Below are 22280 nucleotides of genomic sequence, written 5' to 3'. Positions count from 1 at the left end.
TCCTTCGCCTGCAACGTAAGCCAACCTGCACCCCGTAAATCCAATCATCGCGCTCGCGTGTGACCAGACGCTAGAATCCGCAAACACCTATGAGATGGGTTCATCAATGCCGCGCGAGAACTTTAACGACCTGCTTGCCTTCATTGCCGTTGCGCGCGAGCGCAGCTTCACCCGCGCGGCGGCGCAGTTGGGGGTGTCGCAATCCGCATTGAGCCACACGGTCCGCGCGCTTGAAACGCGGCTTGGCCTGCGCCTGTTGACGCGCACCACGCGCAGCGTTTCCCCGACCGAGGCCGGAGAGCGCCTTCTCCAGACGGTGGCCCCCCGCTTCGAGGAGATCGAAGCCGAGTTGACCGCGGTGACCGAGCTTGGCGATAAGCCCACGGGTACCATTCGCATCACGGCCACCGACTACGCCACCAAGACCGTCCTGTGGCCGAGGTTGTCCAAGGTGCTTCGGGCGTATCCGGAGATCAAGGTGGAAATCATCACGGATTACGGACTCTCCGATATCGTCGCGGATCGCTATGACATCGGTGTGCGCAACGGCGATCAGGTGGCAAAGGACATGATCGCGGTGCGCATCGCACCCGACATGCGCATGGCCATCGTTGGCTCGCCCGCCTATCTGGAACAGAGGCCGCTGCCGAAAACGCCTCAGGACCTGACCACACACAACTGCATCAACCTGCGTTTGCCGACGCTTGGCGGCTTCTACGCATGGGAGCTGAAGAAGGGCAAGCGTGAAGTGCAGGTGCGGGTCGAGGGCCAGCTTGCCTTCAACGGTACCTATCAGATGCTGGATGCGGCGCTATCCGGGTATGGCCTTGCGTACGTACCCGCGGATCTGGCCCAGGCGCACGTGGCAGCGGGCCGTCTGGTCTGGGTACTTGAAGACTGGTGTCCCACGTTTGCGGGCTTGCACGCTTATTACGCCAGCCGGCGCCAGTCTTCACGCGCGATGGCGCTTGTCATCGATGCGCTTCGCTACCGTGCGTAGCTGACGTAACCTGACTCGCGTACCTCACGCACCTCCCGTTCGGCAGCGGCGCGGGCATTCATGAGGCCAGTTCATAAAGGCTTGCGGTTCTCCGGGCTTTTTCGATAGGCGGTACGTCCCTATCATCTCAGCTGACTCAACGCACAAGGCCACGCGGCCAGCTTCGTCATCGGACACGCGCTCGCCGTCGATTGCGGCTACACGGCGCGATCAGCGTCCGTGCCCTGACAAACCGCAGGCACGGCCTGCGTGGAGAAATACGATGGATTATCGATATCTGGGCCGCAGTGCCCTGAAGGTTTCGCCCCTGTGCCTGGGCGCGATGATGTTCGGCGGGGAGACCGATGAGGCCACCTCGAAGCGCATCATCGACAAGGCGTTCGACCAGGGCATCAATTTCATCGATACCGCCGACGCCTACCACGGCGGCCGTTCGGAAGAGATCGTCGGGCGCGCCATCGCCGAGCGGCGCGACAGCTGGGTGGTGGCGACAAAGTTCGGGTATCCGACATCGCAGGGCCCGAACGAACAGGGGCAATCGCGCAAGTGGATTGTCCAGTCGGTGGAAGCCAGTCTCAAGCGTCTTGGCACCGACTACATCGACATCCTGTACTTCCACCGTGCCCTGGTCGATGCGCCGCTGGAAGAAGGCGTGCGTGCCATTGGCGATCTGATCCGCCAGGGCAAGATCCGATACTTCGGCATATCGAATTTCCGTGGATGGCGCATCGCCGAGATCGTGCGCCTGGCCGATCAGCTTGGCATCGACCGGCCGCTCGCCAGTGAGCCGCTCTATAACCTGGTTGACCGCACTGCGGAAGTCGAGCAATTGCCCGCGGCAGCGCACTACGGTATCGGTGTTGTGTCGTATAGCCCGCTGGCCCGGGGCGTGCTGACCGGGAAGTATGCCGCGGATGCCGCGCCGCCGGCCGACTCGCGCGCAGGCCGCGGCGACAGGCGCATCCAGCAGACGGAGTGGCGGCCGGAGTCCCTGGCGATCGCGCAACAGCTCGCTGCCCACGCCGCCGCGCGCGGCACGACCTCGATCGCCTTCGCGTTGGCCTGGGTACTCAAGAACCGGCTCGTCAGCGCCGCCATCGCCGGGCCTAGGACGCAGGCGCATTGGGATAGCTACGTCGAAGCGCTGAAGCTGCAGCTCGGCCCGGACGACGAACGATTCGTCGATAGCCTGGTGGCTCCCGGCCACGCGTCAACGCCGGGCTACACGGATCCCGGATATCCGGTCGAAGGTCGTCGAGCCGCTTGAGGCCGGCGTTGCTTCGGCTGCTTCAGTTGCTTCAGGAGATGGATGATGCAAAAACGTAGCCTGGCTGCTTGCGCAGAAGCCGTGGATCGGATCGTGCCGATTCCGGGCACCACCAAGCTGCATCGGCTGGAAGAGAACACCGGTGCGGCCACGGTCGAACTGTCGGCTGACGACCTGTCCGCCATCGAAGCCGCGCTGCGGCAGATCACGGTCGTGGGGGATCGCTACCCGGCTCACCTGCAGCAGCGCGTCGACCGCTAATTCACGCAATGTCGCCCGGAACCAGCACTGCCCCACGTCACGCCGCGAACGCGCACAGCTTGCGGATCCTTGCCATCCTGAGCACGTTGATGGCCTTTGCATCGATTTCGACGGACCTGTACCTGCCAGCGCTGCCTGCCATGGCCGTGGCGCTGCATGCGGATGCGGGTATGGTCGAGCTGACGATCTCGGGCTATCTGGTCGGCTTCAGCCTGGGCCAGCTGTTGTGGGGTCCTGTCGGCGATCGGTACGGTCGCCGCCTGCCGATCTGCATCGGGCTAGTGTTGTTCATCCTCGGTTCCGCGGGCTGCGCGCTGTCGACCAATGCGAGCATGCTGGTCGGCTGGCGCGCGCTGCAGGCCGTGGGTGCCTGCGCCAGTGTCGTGATCGCCCGCGCGATGGTGCGCGATCTCTATAGCGGCCACCGCGCGGCCCAGATGATGTCCACGCTGATGACGGTGATGGCCATCGCGCCGCTGCTGGGGCCAAGCGTGGGCGGGCAGATCCTGCACGTCGCGTCGTGGCGGGCGATTTTCTGGACGCTGGTGGGGGTCGGCCTGGCGACGCTCGCCATGCTCGGCGCTCTCCCGGAAACCCTGCCGCCGGAGCGCCGCAATCGCACACCGCTGCGCTGCGCGCTGGCCGACTACGCCGCACTGCTGCGTCATCGCCGGGTGCTTGGCTACGCAGGCGCGGGCGGTTTTTTCTATGGCGGCCTTTATGCGTACATCGCCGGCACGCCGTTTGCCTACATCAGCTATCACCAGGTCTCGCCGCGGCACTATGGCCTGCTGTTCGGCGCGGGCATCATCGGCATCATGCTCACAAACCAGGTCAACGCCAGGCTGGTGGCGCGGCTCGGCAGCGATCGCCTGATGCGGGCCGGCACCCTTGGCGCGGCGCTCGCGGGCATGCTGCTGGCGGTCGACGCATGGACGGGGTGGGGCGGGCTGATGGGCCTGGTTGTGCCCCTCTTCCTGTTCGTTTCAGCGACCGGGTTGATTGTCGCCAATTCGATCGCCGGCGCGCTCGGCAGCTTCCCGCAAGGCGCTGGCGCGGTGTCCGCGCTGATCGGCGCGATCCAGTATGGCACCGGCATCCTGGGGTCGGCGCTGGTCGGCCTGTTTGCCGACGGCACGCCGTGGCCGATGGGATGGGTCATCGCGCTGATGGGAATCGGCAGCCTGCTTTGCGCACGGCTTCTGGTGCCGTCCACCGGCGTCTTCGCTGGCAACGCAGCGGCTGCGCGCTGAGGCACGGCATCGGCGTGCGCTGGAACAAGGCGCTCACGCCAGCGCGATCAGGATCAACCCAGTTGCAATGATGACAGCGCCGATGGCGCGCGCGGCGCGCCCGCCGGCCGGTGCGAGACGCTCGACGGTGATGGCAGCCGTCACGGCAGCCATCGCGCGCAGGTCCATGATGCCAACGACGAGGAGGGTCGCTGTCAGGCTGGCACAGCTGCAGCTGCAGTGCAAGCCGAGTTGCAGGCCGACTCGCCACGCCGTGCCGGCATCCCCCCGCAGCCCGCGGCCGTGCCCGGGCGCCTCCCGGCAGCAGGTAAGGTGGTGTGCCTTCCAGGCGGTGAACTGGAGTGCGCCGGCGCTCAGGACGACCACGCCCGCCGCGACCGGAACCGCGCGCGCCAGCGCCGGCAGCCGCATCTCGAGCGCCGCCAGCGCGGCGCCCAGCGCAAAGGTGGCCATGCCGATCGCGGCCCACACGAAAAAGTACCCCACGCCCGCCAGCGCGCTCAGCCGGCCCAGGCGCGTCCCGCCTGTCGTGCCGACGGCCTGGCGGTAGCGCCACAGCATGGGCACCAGCGACGGCAGCATCATCGCTGTCATCATCACGACCCACATGCCGAGGAACGACGCCGCAACGCCGGGCCATGTCTGCCCGCACATCCGCATCCACGCCATCGACATTGTCCAGCCGCCGGGCATCGGCATCGCGCCCATTGCCGACATGGACGCGGACCAGGCGATCGTCACCGCCGTGCAGGCGAAGAAGAGCAGCGCCGAGACGCCCAGGAAGGCTCGCGCGCAGACCATGCTTCGAGGCGCCTCCCGTCCCTCGGTTGCGTCTGCGTTGCCCATGGCCTGGCTCAGCGCTCGCCGTACTCGTCGTGACGGCGCCACCAGATGCCCGTCTCGTTGCGTCCTTTGGGGGCGCGGTCGAGCCATTGGTACATGCCCCAGAGGCCGTCCACCCCGCGCGCATAGGTGGAGTAGGTGTGATAGACCACGCCATCCTCGAGCACGAATGCGCTCAGGCCCGGCCGATCGCGCGAGTACGTGGCTGCGTCGGTGCCGCATGTGGCTGCGAACCGGGCGACGGGCTCCGGGGCCGGTGTGGCGTCCATCGCGTGGCCGCCGCGCTTGTAGTTGTATTCGACGAACCCGTCGCGCTGCTGCGCCTCGGTAAAGGAGACGTTGGCATCGAAGTTGAAGTCGCTGCCGAGCGAGGACGCCCAGGGAAACGTCCAGCCCATTCGCTGCTTGTACGCCTGCAGTTTCGCGAGCGGTGCGCGCGACACCGCCGCAAGCGTGACGTCGTGGTTCGCCAGGTGAACCACGACGCCGTCGAACCCGTCCGCGATCGACGAGCAGGACGGGCACCCCGCGGTGTAGTCGGGCCCGAACATGAAGTGGTAGACAAGGAGCTGCGAGCGCCCCCGGAAGAGGTCGGCCAGCGAGGCGCTGCCTTCGTCGGTCTCGAACCGGTACGCCTTGTCGACCCGGACCCACGGCAGCGCCTGGCGTCGCCGCGCCAGCTCGTCGCTGCGCCGCGTCAGGTCCTTTTCCGCCTCGAGCAGCGCGAGCCGCGCTGCCAGCCACTCTTCGCGTGTCGCGGTCATGTGTTGCGTCATCATGCTTTCCTCCGTTGGGTGTCCATCGTCGTTCGCTCAGTACCAAGTACCAGGTACTAGGTACGATGTGCGGGTTGGTGGTCGTGATAGATTAGTGCCGGGCATCCGAACGATGGGAGTGACAAGTGTGGCGCGATTGGGATTCAGATGGATTCGCTGATCACGGCCGCGGCGCGCGCGCTCGCGGCGGGTGACCCGCTCGGCGCGCTGAACCGGGTCGCCCTGCGCAGCGACGCGCCTGCGCTTGCGCTGCGCGGCATCGCGATGGCGCAGCTTGGCGATCTCGTGCGCGCGAAGGCGCTGGTGCGAAGCGCGGCGCGCGCCTTCGGCCCGAAAGAGGCCGTGGCCCGCGCGCGGTGCGTCGTCGCCGAGGCCGAGATCGCGCTGGCCTCGCGCGACCTGAACTGGCCGGCGAAGGCGCTCGACGCAGCGCGCGCCACCCTGGAGGCGCACGGCGACCAGATGAACGCCGCGCACGCGCGGTTTCTCGAAGCCCGGCGCCTGCTCCTGATCGGGCGCCTCGACGAGGCCGAGCTTACGCTGGCCCAGCTCGACCCCGCGCCCTTTCCGCCCGCGTCCAGGGCCGCCCATGCGCTGGTCGTCGCGGGGATCGCGGTGCGGCGCCTGCGCACGAAGGCGGCCCGCGCCGCGCTTGCCCGGGCCGAGCACGCCGCGCGCCACGCCGGCATCCCCGCGCTGACGGCGGAGGTCCAGAGCGCATTCCTCATCCTGAAAACGCCTGCGGCGCGCCTGATTGCGCGTGGCGAGGAGCGGTTCCTGCTGCTCGATGAGGTGGAAGCGTTGCTGGCGTCCAAGGCGCTCGTCGTGGACGCGTGCCGTCATGCCGTGCGTGACGCGGGCACGGTGGTCTCGCTGGCAAGGCGTCCGGTGCTGTTCGCGCTCGCACGCGCGCTGGCCGAGGCGTGGCCCGCGGACGTGCCGAGGGACGCGCTCATTGCGCGGGCATTCCGCGCCCGGCACGCCGATGCGTCGCATCGCGCGCGGCTACGCGTTGAAATCGGACGGCTTCGCACCGTGCTCGAGCCACTGGCCGGCGTGAGCGCGACCCAGCGCGGGTTTGCGCTGGTGCCGCGCGTCGCCCGTGAGGTTGTCGTGCTGGCGAGGCCCGTCGACGAAGCGCACGCGGCGGTGCTCGCCTTCGTTGCGGACGGTGAGTCATGGTCTAGCTCGGGCCTGGCGGTGGCCCTTGGCGCCAGCCAGCGCACCGTGCAGCGGGCGCTCGACGCGCTTGCGGCAACAGGCAAGGTGCAGTCGTTTGGCCGCGGGCGCGCGCGCCGCTGGCTGACGCCGCCCGTGCAGGGATTCACGACGACCTTGTTACTCCCCGCGCCACTGCCGGGTGACTAGAATGCGCTTCATGGATTGCACTTGACTACAGCGGATTCACTACAGCGTGACGAGGATGGAAACATGAAACGATCAGCGGCCGAAATCATTCGCGAGTATGGTCCCTTTCCGGGTGTCGACAACGTGCATGGGGTCACGTATGACGGTCAGCAAGTCTGGTTTGCCACCGGCGACAAGCTGATCGCGCTGGATCCGGCGAGCGGGAAGACGCTGCGCTCGATGGATGTCGCCGCACACGCAGGAACGGCCTTCGACGGCCAGCACCTGTTCCAGATCGCCGAGGATCGCATCCAGAAGATCGATCCGCAGACCGGCCGCGTGGTCGCCACGATTCCGGCCCCCGGCGGCGGCAACGACTCGGGACTTGCATGGGCTGAAGGGACGCTCTGGGTGGGGCAGTACCGGGAGCGCAAGATCCATCAGGTCGATCCCCAAACCGGGGAGATTCTTCGCACCATCGAGTCCAATCGCTTCGTCACCGGGGTCACATGGGTCGAAGGAGAGCTCTGGCACGGCACCTGGGAAGGTGAGCAGAGCGAGTTGAGACAAGTCGATCCCCGCACGGGAAAGGTCCTGGAGAGCATCGAGATGCCAGGCGGCGTCGGCGTGTCGGGGCTCGAGTCCAATGGCAGCGACCAGTTCTTCTGCGGAGGCGGAAGCAGCGGGAAGGTAAGAGCCGTGCGCCGGCCCGGGCGAGGCGGCGCGGCCGGCAGCGCCGCCGGGATCCCTGTTGACGCCACTAGCAAATAACCGAAGCGCCCCTAACGGGCGAGGGTGGCGGCTTGAGGGGCCGCCTGATGCTCGTCGCTAAACGGTATATACTGTTTAGCCTGTTTCTGATTTGAGAGTTGCCGTGAATTCACCCATCATCAAGCCGCCGACGAAAGAGGTCTTTCATTTTCCGACGAGCGCGCCAGTAGCCGACAGCAACGCAGCCGCCCCCAAGGGGAAGACGCCAAGGGGCTCGGGTAGCAAGAAGGCCGTGACCAAGGCCGCAACGAAGGCCGAGACGAAACCCCAGAAGAGCAAACCATCGAAGGTGGAAGCTCGCACCGATGTGGCCGCGCCGAAAAAAGCGCAGGGCGCCAAGAAAGAAAAGGTGCTGCGTGACAGCTTCACGATGCCGAAGTCCGACTACGCGAAGCTCGCCGAGCTCAAGCAGCGGTGCCTCGACGCGGGCGTGCACATCAAGAAAAGCGAGATCCTGCGCGCCGGATTGCTGCTGCTTGCTGCAAGCTCGCCGAAGCAATTGCTGAGCGCGGTCTCAAAAGTCGAAGCCATCAAGACCGGGCGTCCCGCCAAGGCCTGAGCGGCGTGCCTGGGGCGGCGGGTTCCGGCAGCGGCGAGAGCGCTTCGGGCCACGCCGGGCGCTCGTAGCGCGCCCGCGCGGCCTGCCGTCGCCGAAACATCGGCCTATCCGTGTTTTGCCAAGTCCTCGAACTTGGCAAACACCCGAGCCTGGACAGCATCCATGACGGCGAGGACCTGCGCATCGGCGGGTGCACTTGCTGTCACGCCAGTCGCGTCCTTCGGTTTTGAGCCGACCGGATAGCACACAAACTCCGTATCGAACCTGCCTGCCGATTCCTTCTTCAGGCGCCGGTTGAGTGCCTTGAGGTATTGCTTCTTGGTGGTCTTTGACATAGGTGCCTCGGTCCTCCGTGCAGTTGCAAATAGCGGGGCGCAAGCGTCGTGACGTAGGGTCCCCGTTTTCGTTGAAGTGCTTCCACGACTCTCTTCTTCGCCAACGATAGAACATAGTCCAGGAAGGTCCCATTGGTCAAATGTGCGCCCCGGGGCTGCTGGAGGTGGCCCAGTGCAGGCTCTGCGTTTGTGTCACCATCCAGGCACAGCCGCCAGGCAGGTCAACATGGCCAGATGTGGGTTGTTCGGGGTCGTCGCCGAGCAGGATGGCGCAGATGCCGCGCTGGCTTCGTGCGACCAGAATCGCCCCCAGCCGCCAGGTACTATCATGTGGCCCTGTCTACGATAGCGTGGAGCCCGAAATTAAAGCAGGCAAAGCTAACCCGATGTCCGGTCTGGACCGGCTGGGCAATGTTGACTTCCATACGTTGTACGCGCTTGCCGCCCTGTTGCGAGGCCGCAGCGTATCGCGCGCGGCGGCCCAGATGGAGGTGTCGCAGCCGGCTATGAGTCGAACCCTCGATCGCCTGCGCAACGTCTTCCAGGATGCCCTGCTGGTGCGTGAAGGCAACCATATGCTGCTGACCTCGCACGGCAAGGAGTTGCTGCCGATCGTGGAAAAACTGCTGGAAACCACGGCCCAGTTGGCGGGGGCCAATGCGCCCTTCGATGCCGCCACCCACGTGCGACACTTCTCGCTGGCCTGCAATGAGCATATCCAGCTCTCGCTGGCCCCCTCCTTGCTAAGCGCACTGCGGTGCGCCGCCCCCTCCATCACGGCACAGTTCAGTCCATTGCATCGGAGCGGCGCCGTTGATGCGTTAGCAAGCGGCGAACTCGATCTCTGCATCGGCTCGGCCTTTCCCTCCGCACCCGGGATCCGCACTCGGTTCCTATACTCCGAGGCCTTTGTCTGTGTGATGCGCAAGCCGCGCCGTACCGGGGCGAATGCACGGATAAGCCTGAAGGATTTCTGCAACCTGCCTCACCTCGACGTCTCGCCAACCGGCCTCACCCTGCTCGGTGAACTGATCGACCGGACCATCCGCAAGCAAGGTGGCTCGCGCCGGGTGGTGTACACCATTTCCAGCTTCATGGCGGCGCCGCAGATCGTCAGCGAGACCGACATGATCTGCGCCATCCCGGCAAGGACAGCCAGGCGACTGGCCTTGCCAGATAACGTTGCGGTGGCCGAACTTGCCTTCGAGGCGCCTGCCACGGATGTCTCGATGTTCTGGCACAACCTCACCCACCGCGACGCGGCCTGCGCTTGGCTGCGCGCCGAGATCAGCAACGTACTCCCCGCGCACTAACACGGTTACAAGGTCATACCAGCAGTGGTATGGCTGATATATACCCACCCCGATTGGTGCCGTGTCTGTGGCTGTCTATTCTGCAGCCACGCGAGCCAGAGACAGAGCTCGCCCCCGATCAGTTAGCGTGGAGACAAGATGAACAGACGCACCTCACTGCGCCTTGCCGGAGCGGTCGCATTGCTCTTGCTGGCGCAGCCCTTCAACGCGGGCGCCTACCCTGATAAGCCAATCCGACTAGTCGTATCGTTCCCGCCCGGCAGCGGCGCCGATACTACTGCGCGCTATGTCGCGCAGAAGCTCGGTGAGCGGCTGGGCAAGCCGGTGGTGGTGGAGAACCGGCCCGGTGCCAACAGCTTCATCGCATCCATGGCCGTGGCCAGCGCGGACGCCGATGGCCACACGATCTTCCTGGCCAGCAATTCACCGATGGCGACCAATGTTGCCATCTTCAAGCGCTTGCCATACGACCCCGTGAAGGACTTCGCACCGGTGGCCCGGCTGACGCGTGGCGTGATGGCGGTGGTGGTGCCAGGCTCTTCGGGTGTGAAAACGATCGGCGACCTGGTAGCGCGCAGCCGGGCCCAGCCTGGCACGCTCAACTATGGCGCTGGTGCGGCCTCATACCAGGTCGCCACCGAACTCTTCCTTCAACTTGCCGGTGGCCGCGCTACGCCGGTGCCCTACAAGGGCGTGGCGCCAGCTTTGTCGGACCTGGCTGGCGGCCAGCTCGATTTCGCCTTTGTCGACCTCGGCGCCGTCGTTCCCTTTCTCCAGTCCGGCAAGGTTCGATTGCTGGCTGTGAGCAGCGATCGGCGCTTCGACGCCTTCCCCAAGGTGCCGACGCTGCAGGAGTCGGGCTTCCGGGACTACTACATGGTCAACTGGACCGGCGCTTTCGTTCCGGCTCGTACGCCGGCGTCCGTCGTCGACCTGCTCGACAAGCAGTTGCAGGCGATCTACCGCTTGCCCGAAACCGCGATGAAGGTGCGGCAATCCTACGGCGAGCCGTTTGTGGGCGATGCCAACGAACTGAGGCGCTTCCAGCTTGAGGAAATCAGCCGCTGGGAGCAGGCAGCCCGGCAGGCCGGGATACAGAAACAATGAGAGCCATATCATGACGACGAACCTGACCAAGAGCGTGACCGAGCAACTTCCGGCTCGCCAGCTTCCCCTTGCCGGCCTGACCGTACTCGACCTGGGCCAGATCTATCAGGGTCCCTACTGCGGCTTCCTTCTGGCGATGGCCGGCGCCGACGTAATCAAGATCGAACCACCACATGGCGAGCCGGTGCGCGCGCGCCGCGAGTCGCTGTTGCCCCTGGCCATGCTTAATTCCAACAAGCGCGGCATCACGCTCAACTTCAAGACCGAGCAAGGCCGCAGCGTCTTTCGTGACCTGGTGGCCAAGGCAGACGTGGTGCTCGAGAACTTCATGCCGGGCGTGATGGAGCGCCTCGGCCTCGGGGCCGAGGCGCTGCTGGAGATCCAGCCTCGCTTGGTCTACGCGTCCGCCTCGGGCTACGGGACCAGTGGGCCGAATCGCGATCATCTTGCCATGGACCTGACCATTCAGGCCATGAGCGGCGCCATGCACGTAACCGGCTATCCCGACAGCCCCCCGCTCAAGGCAGGGCCGGCCATCAGCGATTTCCTGGGCGGTATCCACCTCTATGGGGCCATCGTCTCGGCCTTGTTCGAGCGCGAACGCAGCGGCCGCGGAAGGATTGTCGAGATCGCCATGCAGGACACGATGTATCCTGCTCTCGCCTCAAACCTGACGATGTATTACGAGGACCCGGAACGCAATCCGCGCACCGGAAACCGGCACGGGGCGCTCGCAATGTCGCCCTACAACACCTACTCGGCCAAGGACGGCTACATCGCCATTATCTGCGTCACCGAAGGCCACTGGCCGGGGCTGTGCCAGGCGATGGGGCGCCCCGACCTGGGTGGGCAGGAGCGCTACGCGACGCACGCCTCGCGTTGTGCGGTGATGAGCGAGGTGGACGAACTGGTTGCCTCCTGGACCTGCAACCTCACGCGCGCCGAGATCATGACGGCCGGCCAGGCCCATCACTTTCCCTGCGCGCCGGTTCGCACGCTCGATGAGGTCGTGCACGACCGTCATATGCACGAGCGCGGCATGCTGAACTATGTGATGCATCCCAAGTTGGGCGAGGTGGTCCTGCCCAACAGCCCCTTGCGCTTTCACCAGTCGCCGCCGTTGGCACTGAGGCCCAACCCGGACCTCGGCGAGCACAACAAGGCGGTACTGAGCGAGCTTCTCGGACTGTCGGCCGCGGCAATCGACACCCTGCGCCAGCAAGGCGCGTTCTGAAGCAAGAACCAGCCCCCTGCCAAGAGAAAACACCAGCCATGTCAGATTTCGTCCAGATTGTCCGCGAGGACGGCATCGCCGTCATCACGCTGAACCACCCGCATACCCGCAACGCCATTGCAGACGATCTCCGCCAGCATGCAGGCGCTGGCGCACAGCACCGAAGCGCACCGTCAGGCGCTGCGCTTGATGACTGAACGCGTGGGGAGAAAATCATGAGCGCGGCCAGCCCCAATACCAACACCAACACCAATGCCAATACCAATACCAACGAGACCATCCTCTGCGACGTGGCGAACCGGATTGCCGTCATTACCCTCAACCGGCCGGACCAGCTCAACGCCTGGAACTCTGAGATGGAAGCTGGACTGCGCACCGCACTAGAGCGCTGCCGGGACGATCGCGAGGTCCGTGTGATCGTGTTGACCGGGGCCGGAAAGGCCTTCTGCGCAGGCGCCGACTTGTCGGCGGCGCGCGCGCGGCTGGCGGAGTCCAGCCCGCGACACGCCAGTAGTACGGCGGCTCACGCGCCCAACGATGTCGCCGCCCGGGAGGACTTTGGCCAGCGCTACAGCTATTTGCTGGCGATCGGCAAGCCCATCATCTGCGCCCTGAACGGTGCCGCAGCCGGGGTCGGCCTGGTGCTCTCACTCTATTGCGATATCCGCTACGCCAGCCGCGAAGCGCGGCTGGTGCCGGCATTCGTGCGGCGCGGGCTGGCCGCCGAACACGGCATAGCCTGGATGCTGCCCAGGATGATCGGCCTGTCACGTGCGCTCGAGTGGCTGATGAGCGGCAGGTCAATGGGCGCGCAGGAGGCCGAACAGGCCGGTCTGGTTTCCGCCGTGTTCGAAGCCGATCGCTTCCTGCCGACGGTGCTCGAACGCGCCGCAGTATTGGCCGCCCTGTGCTCGCCTAGCGCAATGGCAGCGGCCAAGCGACAGTCGTACCGCGCGCTCGGCCAGACTCTAGGTGAAAGTGTTGCGCAGGCCGAGCGCGAGATCGCGGCTTCATTGCAGGGGACCGACTTCCGTGAGGGCGTAGCGGCGTTCCTCGACAAACGCCAGCCTTCGTTCTCGGGACTGGGACGCTGAGCGGCGTGCCTGCACGGCCCATCCCGGCCAGTTTCGCTTGTTCGACTGTTCGACTGTTCGACATTGGTGTCGGGATCGTCGACAATCTCAATGCTCTTATTCGGTATTGCGTTCCTCACTTTGTGCGGCCTTGGCGGCACAGGGCAATGTGACGGCGGTCGATGGATACCGAGCCGCATTCCCGGACGTCTTATCTGATTGACCGTTGAGAGATCCCCACGATGTCAGCGTCTTTCGTCGTAGCAGCAGCTCAGTCCATTTCCGTCGCCGGTGACATACAGCAGAACGTCGACTGGCATCTCGCGTTTTTACGCGAAGCCGCCGCGAGACGCGCGCGTCTCGTCGTCTTTCCCGAGCTTTCGCTGACCGGATACGAGAGCACCATTGCGAACGAAGTCGCAATCCACAACGACGACGCGCGACTCGCGCCCCTGCGTCACGAATGCACGCGAAGCGGACTGACCGCCGTCGTGGGCGCTCCCTTGCGCTTCGACGATGGGGTGCGGATCGGCGCGCTGACGTTGACACCGGACGGCAAGGTCACCAGCTACACGAAGCAATACCTGCATCCAGGAGAAGACGCGACCTTCGCGCCCGGATCGGGCGGGCCGCCGATTTCCGTTGACGGCGAGACTGTCGCGCTCGCCGTTTGTGCGGACACGGGCCATCCAGAGCATGCAGCGCAAGCATCCACCATGGGTGCGATCCTGTACGCGGCGGGCGTGCTATTCACCGCGAACGGTTACGCTGCGGATACCGCGTTGCTCCGGCGCTATGCGGCACAGCACCGCTTCGCCGTGCTGATGGCTAACCACGGCGCAGACACAGGCGGATGGTCATCCATAGGCAAGAGTGCGTTTTGGGACGAGCACGGCCGCTGCGTCGTCGCGGCGGACGGACCCGGGGCCGCGCTGGTCATCGCGAGCAGGGCCGACGCCGGCTGGCACGGTGAAGTCGTCTCGTTGCGATGAACCCATTTGAGTGGTGCATCTGTATCGCCACGCCGTGTTGGGGGCCGGGCAAGCGAAGCGTGTTGACCGCTAGCCCGACCTCGGCCACTATTGCCGCGTGAGCATCAGGTTCAGGTTCTGAACCGCAGCGCCGGATGCGCCTTTGCCAAGATTATCGAACACCGCGGACAGCAGGACGTGCCCGTGTTCCATGTTGGGAAATACGCTTAAGCGCATGTCGTTCGTACCGTTCAGCACTTGTGGATCCAGGTGTTTCAAGGCGCACGATTCGTGCAGCGGCAAGACATGGACGTGGGCCGCCTCGGCATAGTGGCGTGCGAGGCATGCCTGTAACGTGACGCCATCCACGTCGGGTGCCAGCAGCCGCAACGCCAAGGGCACCGTCAGCACGATGCCCTGGCGGAACGCACCCAACGCAGGGACAAAGATGGGACGCTGCGCGAGCCCGGCGTGCTGCTGGATCTCCGGGGTGTGCTTGTGCGCGAGTTCCAGACCATATACCTGGTATGAAGGCGCGTTGACGGCACCCTGTCCCTCATGTTCCTCCACGCCGGCACGCCCGCGTCCGGAGTAGCCCGACACCGCATGAATGCTGATAGGGTAGTCGCCTGGTATGAGCCCGGCCTGCAACAGGGGACGCAGCAAGCCAATCGCGCCGGTCGGATAGCAACCGGGATTGGTGACCCGACGTGCGTTGGCAATGCGCTCAGCCTGTCCCTGCGTCATTTCCGGAAAGCCGTACGTCCAGTCCGGCTGTGTGCGGTGGGCGGAACTTGCGTCGATGACCCGGACGGCAGGATTCACAATGGCGTCCACTGCCTCGCGCGCGGCAGCATCCGGCAAACAGAGGATGGCGATGTCGCAGGCATTGATGGCTTCTGCGCGACGCCGCGGATCCTTGCGTTCCGCAGCGGCAAGCGTGAACAGTCTAAGGTCGGTCCGGTTGCGCAGCCGTTCGTGGATTTGCAACCCGGTGGTGCCTTGGTCGCCGTCGATGAAAACAACGGGAGAGCTCATACGTGGAATACTCCGGTGACTGTGGGTTTTGACAAGGAGAACGAGCCCCTATGTTCCATGGACCGCTAGAATAGAGAAAGTTGTATTTCACAACGTGAATATTCAGTTTTTCTGAATCTGGACGCCAATATGCGAGAGATCAGCCTGGACCGTTTGCGCACTCTGGTCGCCATTGCCGACCGTGGCTCATTTGTCGAAGCGGCGCGTGCATTGCACCTGGCGCCGCCAACGGTCAGCCTCCACATCGCTGAACTCGAAGACCGCATTGGGGCGCCGCTCCTGTCGCGCAAGCGCGGACATGTCAGGCCGTCGGCGATAGGGGAGGTGCTGGTGGAGCGCGCGCGTCGACTGCTGGCCGATGCGGAGCAGGCGTTAGACGATATTCAACGCCAGGTGCAGGGGCTCGAAGGGCGCGCGCGGCTCGGTGCGTCGACTGGCGTGATCGCGCACCTGTTGCCGCAAGCGCTTGAGGTGCTGCGCCAGCACCATCCCGCTATCGACATTCAGGTTGCAGTACTCACTTCGCATGAAACGCTGTCCCGACTGGCGGATGGAACGCTGGATGTTGGGCTGATCGCGCTGCCTCAGCCCCCGGTGGCTGGACTCGTGATAAAGCCTTGGCGCCGCGACCCCGTGATGGCCTTTTTGCCGGCGCATTGGCGGTGTCCGGCCCGCGTCACGCCGGAATGGCTCGCTGCCCAACCTCTCATTCTCAATGACGCGACCACGCGTCTCTCGCGTCTGACTGCGGAGTGGTTCGCGACCGGGGGGCACCATCCTGCGCCGCGCATCCAGCTCAACTACAACGACGCGATCAAGAGTCTGGTAGCGGCAGGTTACGGCGCAGCGCTGTTGCCCCATGAGGCCACTACGCCATTACCCGATGGGCGCATCGTCATGCGTGCGCTGCGCCCGGCGTTGTGGCGCCGGCTCGGCATTGCACATCGTGCGGGGTACGTTGAGCGTTCCACGCAACACGTACTCGATGTGTTGTGGGATCTGCGATTGGCGTAGGCGTTGCCATTTTCCAATCGCCATTCGCCATTCGCCGCTTCGGTTCGTTCTTGCTGGGACAGTAGCTTTATTGCATGTCATGCCGAACAAGCGCGGCCGGTCGACATCGACGCCTAGATCGTTGACAATCGTTTTCCTTGCGTAAGCAAACAGGAGCCCACTTTGCCTTCAACGAATCTGCGTCTCTACGCCGACGCTCAATTCGCAAGTCCATATGCGATGTCGGCCTTCGTGGCCCTTCACGAAAAGGGATTGTCGTTTGAGCTTGTCACCATCGACCTGGCCAACAATGCGAACCTCGAACCTGGTTATGCACAGAGCTCACTCACGCAGCGCATACCTACGCTGATTCACGGCAGTTTCGCTTTGTCCGAGTCGTCAGCCATAACTGAATATCTCGACGAGGTTTTTCCGGGCACCTTGTTATACCCAAAAGATGCGATCAGTCGCGCTCGGGCACGCCAAGTCCAGGCGTGGCTGCGAAGCGATCTTATGCCCATCCGGCAGGAGCGCTCCACTGAGGTGGTATTTTATGGCGCTCCCGCAGCGCCCCTATCTGCTGCAGCACGTACGGCCGCAGGAAAACTGTTTTCTGCTTGCGAGGTGCTGCTTACCGACCACTCACCGAACCTCTTTGGCGAGTGGTGCATCGCAGACGTCGACCTCGCTCTGATGCTGAACCGGCTCGTCCTCAATGGTGATGCGGTGCCGGGAAGGTTGGCTGACTACGCTGCGCATCAGTGGCAAAGGCCGTCTGTTCAGCGTTGGATCGCCCTGAATCGCCCCCCGCTGTGAAACCCTCGAACTCGCCGCGCTTTGAGTATGCGACCGGCTAGTTGCTAGCCTCGCACCGCGCTCCTGAAGGCGGCTGAAAGCACGGCAAGCGCATCGCGCGGCCGGCCGTCGTTGACCCGTGAGTGAAGCAGAACCGGCAAGCGTGGTAAGTCAGGCAGCCCGAGCTTGGGGCCTACGTCCACTGCGCCCAATGGCAGCATGCGAGGAGCCAATGCTGCTACGCCGAGCCCCGCCACCACGGCTGCAGCGACTGCAGCAACGCCGCCACCGACGAAAACTTCTGTCCAAGGCAAGCCTGCCGCATCGAGAAGCTGGCCGGCCATCGCACGCACACCGCAAGGTTCAGCAAGTGTGGCAAGCGGCAGGGGCTCGCCGGCGCGATGCTCCCAGCTTGGCGCTGCGAACCAGCCGAATTGCTCGTCGGTAAGAATTTCTCCGTCGCTTCGACCGACATGCAAGCGGACGATCACCGTGTCGAGTTCCCGCCGGTCGAAACTTTGAAGCAGGTCACCCGACGAGCCGATCCGGATCTCGATCAGCAGTTGCGGGCTTTGCGCGTTCATGCGCGCGATCAGTGCGGGCAGCTCCGGTCCCGCAACATGGTCACTGATACCAATGACGAGACGCTGCCGGACCCCGGCAAATCCAGCGAGCGCGCGATCAGCCGCAAGCCTATCGCCAGGCGATCTTCGACAACCTGTATCGCACGCTGCACGAAACGTTCAACGTGCCCGAGGGCGACCAGTTCCTGACCATCACGGAGCATGACGCCGCGAACTTCCGTTACGGCGCGTCCTATCTTGGCATCGCCCGGAGTGACGATCTCGTGTTCATCCAGATCACCGCGAACAACACCCGCACCGTGGAACGGAAAAGAGTGCTGTTCCAGCAGATCGCGGAGTTGCTCGGCGAGAGCCCCGGCATCCGGCCGGAGGACGTGTTCGTGAGCCTTGTCGAGGTCGCAAAGGAGAATTGGTCCCTCGGCAACGGCCTCGCGCAATACGCTTGAGTCGGTGGTCGGTGCTGTTGATCGCGGCCACCATTTGCCGGCTGCTTCGCGACGCGCGACACAAAATTTGCGTGAATGTCCGTCGTCGAGAAAGTTGGTCGACCGCTGAGGGTTGACAAGAGCCGAATGCGACACGGCTGCCGGAGGTCGCTTCACGGGGCCAGTAACAGCCCTTCGGGCGTGTCTCACGAATGACGACTGCTGGGTGCGAAGCGGCCATTAGGGGTTTATATGCCATGCCCCCGTTTGGCAAATTCTCCGTCAGAAGCGCAAGATCTATGGATAGAACGTTTCGCCACGGTTCAGCATGTTGACGAATTCCTCGATTTTACGCGCCCTTGTTTCTGGTTTTTTGGCATTCTGTACCCGAAACAGGATGGCATAGCGGTTACGGCTGTTCAGTGTTGCAAAAAACTTCTTGGCTTCCGGATTTGCGTCCAAAGCCACCTGCAGGTCGTCCGGCACTATCGAGTTACTGGCCGACGTATAAGCAGCCTTCCAGCGGCCGTCCTTCCTAGCTTTCTCGATTTCGCACATGCCGGGCGGGCGCATTCTGCCTGCGGCGATCAGCGCTTCAGCCCTGTCTTTGTTAAGTTTGGACCAGATGCTTTTTGCGGAGCGTGGGGTGAAGCGCTGTAACCAGTATTTCTCGCTCTCAGCCTGCTTTTGACCATCAATCCAGCCATAGCAGAGGGCGCTTTCCAACGCCTGTTCGTAGGTTACGGTTCGCTGCTCGGTGCCTTTTTTCGCTAGACGCAGCCATGCTCCCGTCGAAGTGCTGCCGTTTTGCCCTAACCAACTTTCCCATTCGGTCTGACTTGTAAATGTTAGAACGCATTCGGTCATGTCACTATCCTGAATGGTTGAGTACATGCGCGGGGAAGGCGTCCGCAGTCTAACAGTGCTTATACGGGCATCAACGTCCGTGGTGCGAACCAAAGACCGGTCTCTCAGTAGCCACTAGCCCGTCGGCTGGTTTGGGTCGGTCTGAGACGGCCGGCCCTGGCGGAGGGCCGAAGTCAGAGTCCGGCCATCTTGAGTCGTCCACCGGACGACCCGCTGACGGTCGCATGTAGAATCCAGGCGGCGAAAATTGTAACAGTGGGAAGGTCAGGAGCTACTCAGTGCTGTTAGCGGCCGGCATTCGCCGTGACACCATCCTCAAACCACGACCAACATCACGCACGACCAAATCGAAGCCGCCAAGGCGATCCTTCTCTCCAAACAACGGGTTTCGACCCGCCTTCTGCAACGCACCCTGAAATTGCCCTACTCAGGCACAGAGGCAGTTCTCAATGCCCTGCAACATCAGGATGTGTTGACCCCTCGCCTAGATGGCTTTCGCCGGTTGACGAAGGCGTTCGAGAACGAAGACACCAAGCTCGTGTTTCGTTCGTGCGGTTCGTCTTCGAATCCGTCCGCTATTTTTCGGAAATGTGGGAGGAAGGAAATAGCGGCCACACGAAGATCATGAAGCTTCTGCGCCCCTCCTCGCAGGTCGCGCCGCTCCAGCTTCGGAAACTCGTACTCCATGCGTGTTTCCAGACTCGGCGGATGGGGTTGCTAGAGGCATCGATGGCGTTAGTTGAATACTGCTGTGACCGAGGTCTTGCTCCTGCGGTCGACGACGATGACCTTTCCGAGTTGGGCATCATGTGCTCGTCCGCCTCACGTCCATTCACCTTGGTCAGCGATCCAGCAGCGATAAGGAAGCGCTCCTTCGTCCGACTGGCTCGCTACCTAAGCCTTCGAGGCATGGACTCCGACACGCGTTGCTTCGAGTATTTTCTCCGCGGCGTGTACGACGTACCGACGGGCCAGGGGAAGAATGGAGGAACCTACAACGAGCACGTGGTGCCGCTTGCCTACATCCGAAAGCACTGCGTGCACCTATTGACGCAGGGAGGTACGGCCGAGCAAGCCACAAGCGACATCATCCGGTTTCTGGCAATCGTAAAAATCACCGACGACGAGCGAAACTATCTGGATCGCAGCATCAGCTCCGGTGGGCTAGGGTTGCAGGTCGACATGCCTGAGGCTTGGTACCCCGAAGTGGGGGACATCTTTGCGCGCCTCCACAAGGCGGGCATCGAGTTTCAGATGTCGACGTGACCGGCATAAAGGCAGAAAAGCTCATCGTCGCTCTTTTTGGGAAAGACCTGATCCGACGGCCGCGTTCGGCCACACTGAGACGTTGGCGGAGTTTGTGCGAATGGCCGCTTCGAAGATGAGGATTCAACCGGTCAACGCAACACACTAATGGCTGCGTGAGCGGTGAAGGGTGTTGCATCGACCGGTTGAATCCTCAAGATCGTTACGGCCGTTCGTCGATCCAAAAGCACAGTACGGCAATTGATGCTGCGAATGTCCTTGCCACTCGATCCCGACGAAACAGGACATGCAATACGGCAGCGCCGAGGAGGCCTGGCTGTGGCTGTCCGCCTGCCGGCAGAAACATGCAACGCCGGGGCGGCAGAGCAAGTGGCTCAGACTACGCGGTCGGAACAGTTCCGCCGTCGATGACGTACTCAGTGCCGGTGATGGCGCTGGCCCGCGCGGAGACGAGGAAGCCAATGAGTTCTGCCACTTCTCGGGGAGAGCATGGCCGGCCGAGAGGAATGCCCCCGAGCGAATCCATGATGATCTTGCGGGCGCCTTCCATGTCGATGCCGTTCTGCCGGGCGATCTCAGCAACGAGACCCGCGGCGGCATCTGTCTCGACCCAGCCGGGGGAGACACGCACGACGCGAACGCCTTTCGGACTGACTTCCCTGGACAAGGCTTTGCTGTAGTTCGACAGGGCAGCCTTGGCGGCGGCATAGGCAATCGTGGCCTCCGGCAACGGTAACTGCCGCTGGATCGACGTGACGTGGATGATGACGCCCGAGCGCTGCTCGGCCATCAAGGGCAACAGCGCGCGATCGATCCGCACCGCCGGGAACAGGTTCAGGTTCAATGCCTTGTGCCATTCGTCGTCGTCGAGCACCCTGAAGCCACCCGCCGGCGCAGATGAGCCACCCGCCACGTGCACGACAATATCGACGCCGCCGAGCCGTTCGAGCACGGCGTCGACAATGGTTTTACAGCCCTCAGCCGTCGTGATGTCCGCACCGATGAACCTGTCTTCGGAAAGGTCATCGGGACGCGAACGTGCTGTCGCGAGGACGTTCGCGCCGGCCTTGCAAAGGTGCGCGACAACGGCTTTACCGACTCCTTTGGTCCCGCCTGTGACAAGCGCCCGAAGGCCCTGAAGTTCGGGTGCGGCGCTCATCAGTGAATCTCGAGAGACGCGATCTTGCCGCCAGCCAGGACAAACGTGTAGGTCAGCTCGACCGGGCTACCGGGGAAGGCGCCCGTGAGCCTCGCGCGCATCGTGACGGCGGTGCCATCCTGGGACAGGTCCAACGGCTCGACGTTGTACTGGTATCTGGCTTTGGTGTCTTTCTTCCAGGCCTGGATGGCTTCGAGCCCCTCGATAGTGCGGCCCTCGTCGCGCACGACGGCGTCGGCAGCGAAGCAGTTCGCAAGAGAGGCAGTGTCGCTTGTGGTTTCCGCGTTCAGATAGGCATCCAGCGGCGGCGGCAGGGTCATGTTCATCGGACTTTTCCTGAATGTCACGTTTGCATGTCCCAATGATGGCGCTATAGTTACCACATCGCAAGAACGCACTAAAAAGTAAGTTAGCCGTGCCTAACCGAAAAGCCTACACTCCTGCGACCGCCGCGGTCGATGTCGAAGCGGCATTCAAGCTACTGGAAGGTCGTTGGAAGCTGGTGATCCTGTTTCACCTTTTCGGTGGCCAGGTGCGGCGTTTTTCGGACCTCGAGAGGCTGATCCCCGGCATCACGCAAAAGATGCTTGCCCAGCAGTTACGCCGCCTCGAAGAGGACGGCATTGTGACGCGCACGGTCTATCACCAGGTGCCGCCGAAGGTGGACTACCGCCTGACCGATTGGGGCCAAGCGCTCTGCCCGGCACTGGATGCGATCCTGAAATGGGCGGAGCGCCGTGAAGACTTTCCATCGGCTGCGTCGAGCGTGCGTGCCTAAGGCTGACAGACCTGTTTTCCAGAATACGAATTCTGTGGGTGGTCGACGCGGTGTCTGCTGTAAGTTAACGGATGCGTTTGCATCGGTTTGGGGTGCTCTCCCAAAATTTTCAGAATCACACCGTCGGGTCGCGCTATGGTCGGCCCGCGTCAGCGATCCGCCACTTTCTGTGATGGCCGACGAGATGAAGGCCGACGCGTTATCCGGCGACCGTCTCATGTTGCTCCCGGAACGGACGGTCGTAGAGCTTGTCCGAGCGGCTCAA

At 63.6% G+C, this 22280-nt stretch carries 24 protein-coding genes and 2 pseudogenes; 18 read left to right on the top strand and 8 right to left on the bottom strand.

Translation table 11 applies throughout. The annotated features are described in order from the left end of the window. Positions 1–106: 106 nt before the first annotated feature. The 4 genes and pseudogenes from AC07XB_RS09460 (at position 107) to AC07XB_RS09445 (ending at position 3781) form a co-directional block, all read left to right on the top strand. Positions 107–1000, top strand: a complete 894-nt coding sequence (locus AC07XB_RS09460; RefSeq protein ID WP_492830562.1) for a LysR family transcriptional regulator — start codon at positions 107–109, stop codon at positions 998–1000. A gap of 262 nt (positions 1001–1262) precedes the next feature. Then, on the top strand, positions 1263–2267 hold the full coding sequence (locus tag AC07XB_RS09455) for an aldo/keto reductase (protein ID WP_492830563.1): 1005 nt from the start codon (positions 1263–1265) through the stop codon (positions 2265–2267). A 55-nt stretch (positions 2268–2322) separates the two neighbouring features. Then, positions 2323–2528: pseudogene (locus AC07XB_RS09450) on the top strand (aldo/keto reductase); the annotation flags it as partial. 8 nt (positions 2529–2536) lie between these two features. Continuing rightward, positions 2537–3781 carry a Bcr/CflA family multidrug efflux MFS transporter gene (locus tag AC07XB_RS09445; protein WP_492807873.1) on the top strand — a complete coding sequence of 415 codons (1245 nt, stop codon included), beginning with the start codon at positions 2537–2539 and terminating at the stop codon, positions 3779–3781. Between the two features lie 33 nt (positions 3782–3814). Here the strand turns inward: AC07XB_RS09445 and AC07XB_RS09440 are convergent, their stop codons facing one another. Next, entirely contained in the window at positions 3815–4627 is an 813-nt protein-coding gene (locus AC07XB_RS09440; protein WP_492830564.1) for a DUF2182 domain-containing protein, read from the bottom strand. 8 nt (positions 4628–4635) lie between these two features. After that, positions 4636–5400, bottom strand: coding sequence for a DUF899 domain-containing protein (locus tag AC07XB_RS09435; protein ID WP_492830601.1), 765 nt, complete (start codon positions 5398–5400; stop codon positions 4636–4638). Between the two features lie 147 nt (positions 5401–5547). Here AC07XB_RS09435 and AC07XB_RS09430 point away from each other — a divergent pair, with 147 nt between their 5' ends. The 3 genes from AC07XB_RS09430 (at position 5548) to AC07XB_RS09420 (ending at position 8077) form a co-directional block, all read left to right on the top strand. After that, entirely contained in the window at positions 5548–6768 is a 1221-nt protein-coding gene (locus AC07XB_RS09430) for a helix-turn-helix domain-containing protein (protein ID WP_492830565.1), read from the top strand. Between the two features lie 63 nt (positions 6769–6831). After that, on the top strand, positions 6832–7518 hold the full coding sequence (locus AC07XB_RS09425; protein ID WP_492373847.1) for a Vgb family protein: 687 nt from the start codon (positions 6832–6834) through the stop codon (positions 7516–7518). A gap of 103 nt (positions 7519–7621) precedes the next feature. Then, positions 7622–8077 (top strand): hypothetical protein, encoded by a 456-nt coding sequence (locus tag AC07XB_RS09420; RefSeq protein WP_492812803.1) that lies wholly within the window; start codon positions 7622–7624, stop codon positions 8075–8077. 104 nt (positions 8078–8181) lie between these two features. Here the strand turns inward: AC07XB_RS09420 and AC07XB_RS09415 are convergent, their stop codons facing one another. Beyond that, on the bottom strand, positions 8182–8412 hold the full coding sequence (locus AC07XB_RS09415) for a hypothetical protein (protein ID WP_492812801.1): 231 nt from the start codon (positions 8410–8412) through the stop codon (positions 8182–8184). 302 nt (positions 8413–8714) lie between these two features. Between AC07XB_RS09415 and AC07XB_RS09410 the strand changes: the two genes are divergently transcribed. The 6 genes from AC07XB_RS09410 to AC07XB_RS09385 all read left to right on the top strand — a co-directional run bounded on the left by AC07XB_RS09410 (position 8715) and on the right by AC07XB_RS09385 (position 14131). Further along, a complete protein-coding gene (locus AC07XB_RS09410; protein WP_492373874.1) occupies positions 8715–9725 on the top strand; it encodes a LysR family transcriptional regulator in 1011 nt (336 codons plus the stop codon). A 138-nt stretch (positions 9726–9863) separates the two neighbouring features. Then, a complete protein-coding gene (locus tag AC07XB_RS09405) occupies positions 9864–10832 on the top strand; it encodes a Bug family tripartite tricarboxylate transporter substrate binding protein (RefSeq protein WP_492373844.1) in 969 nt (322 codons plus the stop codon). A 10-nt stretch (positions 10833–10842) separates the two neighbouring features. Continuing rightward, a complete protein-coding gene (locus AC07XB_RS09400) occupies positions 10843–12066 on the top strand; it encodes a CaiB/BaiF CoA transferase family protein (RefSeq protein WP_492830566.1) in 1224 nt (407 codons plus the stop codon). 38 nt (positions 12067–12104) lie between these two features. Next, a complete protein-coding gene (locus AC07XB_RS09395) occupies positions 12105–12263 on the top strand; it encodes a hypothetical protein (RefSeq protein ID WP_492373842.1) in 159 nt (52 codons plus the stop codon). A gap of 18 nt (positions 12264–12281) precedes the next feature. Continuing rightward, the gene (locus AC07XB_RS09390; RefSeq protein ID WP_492830567.1) at positions 12282–13160 is read left to right on the top strand and encodes an enoyl-CoA hydratase-related protein; all 879 of its coding nucleotides are present in this window, start codon (positions 12282–12284) and stop codon (positions 13158–13160) included. Between the two features lie 221 nt (positions 13161–13381). Next, entirely contained in the window at positions 13382–14131 is a 750-nt protein-coding gene (locus AC07XB_RS09385; RefSeq protein ID WP_492830568.1) for a carbon-nitrogen hydrolase family protein, read from the top strand. 87 nt (positions 14132–14218) lie between these two features. Here AC07XB_RS09385 and argC read toward each other — a convergent pair whose 3' ends face one another. Continuing rightward, positions 14219–15148 carry an N-acetyl-gamma-glutamyl-phosphate reductase gene (gene argC, locus AC07XB_RS09380; RefSeq protein ID WP_492830569.1) on the bottom strand — a complete coding sequence of 310 codons (930 nt, stop codon included), beginning with the start codon at positions 15146–15148 and terminating at the stop codon, positions 14219–14221. 129 nt (positions 15149–15277) lie between these two features. Between argC and AC07XB_RS09375 the strand changes: the two genes are divergently transcribed. Together AC07XB_RS09375 and yfcF are read left to right on the top strand one after the other, a co-directional pair. Then, a complete protein-coding gene (locus tag AC07XB_RS09375; protein WP_492373838.1) occupies positions 15278–16162 on the top strand; it encodes a LysR family transcriptional regulator in 885 nt (294 codons plus the stop codon). A gap of 162 nt (positions 16163–16324) precedes the next feature. Continuing rightward, complete coding sequence (yfcF, locus tag AC07XB_RS09370) at positions 16325–16957, top strand: glutathione transferase (protein WP_492373837.1); 633 nt, start codon at positions 16325–16327, stop codon at positions 16955–16957. Between the two features lie 44 nt (positions 16958–17001). Here yfcF and AC07XB_RS09365 read toward each other — a convergent pair. Beyond that, positions 17002–17625, bottom strand: a pseudogene (locus AC07XB_RS09365) (LysR substrate-binding domain-containing protein); the annotation flags it as partial. Between AC07XB_RS09365 and AC07XB_RS09360 the strand changes: the two are divergent. Then, positions 17601–17966, top strand: a complete 366-nt coding sequence (locus AC07XB_RS09360; RefSeq protein WP_492373873.1) for a tautomerase family protein — start codon at positions 17601–17603, stop codon at positions 17964–17966. The pseudogene AC07XB_RS09365 and the gene AC07XB_RS09360 overlap by 25 nt on opposite strands. Positions 17967–18242: 276 nt before the next feature. Here AC07XB_RS09360 and AC07XB_RS09355 read toward each other — a convergent pair whose 3' ends face one another. Further along, positions 18243–18812 carry a YdeI/OmpD-associated family protein gene (locus tag AC07XB_RS09355; protein ID WP_492373836.1) on the bottom strand — a complete coding sequence of 190 codons (570 nt, stop codon included), beginning with the start codon at positions 18810–18812 and terminating at the stop codon, positions 18243–18245. A 549-nt stretch (positions 18813–19361) separates the two neighbouring features. Between AC07XB_RS09355 and AC07XB_RS09350 the strand changes: the two genes are divergently transcribed. Further along, positions 19362–20078 carry a hypothetical protein gene (locus AC07XB_RS09350; protein WP_492830570.1) on the top strand — a complete coding sequence of 239 codons (717 nt, stop codon included), beginning with the start codon at positions 19362–19364 and terminating at the stop codon, positions 20076–20078. Positions 20079–20457: 379 nt separating this feature from the next. Here AC07XB_RS09350 and AC07XB_RS09345 read toward each other — a convergent pair whose 3' ends face one another. After that, the gene (locus AC07XB_RS09345; protein WP_492373834.1) at positions 20458–21237 is read right to left on the bottom strand and encodes an SDR family oxidoreductase; all 780 of its coding nucleotides are present in this window, start codon (positions 21235–21237) and stop codon (positions 20458–20460) included. Further along, the gene (locus AC07XB_RS09340; protein ID WP_492373833.1) at positions 21237–21563 is read right to left on the bottom strand and encodes a nuclear transport factor 2 family protein; all 327 of its coding nucleotides are present in this window, start codon (positions 21561–21563) and stop codon (positions 21237–21239) included. Before AC07XB_RS09340 ends, AC07XB_RS09345 begins: the two co-directional genes overlap by 1 nt. 89 nt (positions 21564–21652) lie before the next feature. Between AC07XB_RS09340 and AC07XB_RS09335 the strand changes: the two genes are divergently transcribed. Beyond that, entirely contained in the window at positions 21653–22015 is a 363-nt protein-coding gene (locus AC07XB_RS09335; RefSeq protein WP_492812786.1) for a winged helix-turn-helix transcriptional regulator, read from the top strand. The last annotated feature ends 265 nt before the right edge of the window (positions 22016–22280 follow it).

Source organism: Cupriavidus sp. GW821-FHT02F09, assembly GCF_059421605.1.
Note: the sequence above shows the minus strand (reverse complement) of the source record. Positions and strands in the feature narration are given on the sequence as shown.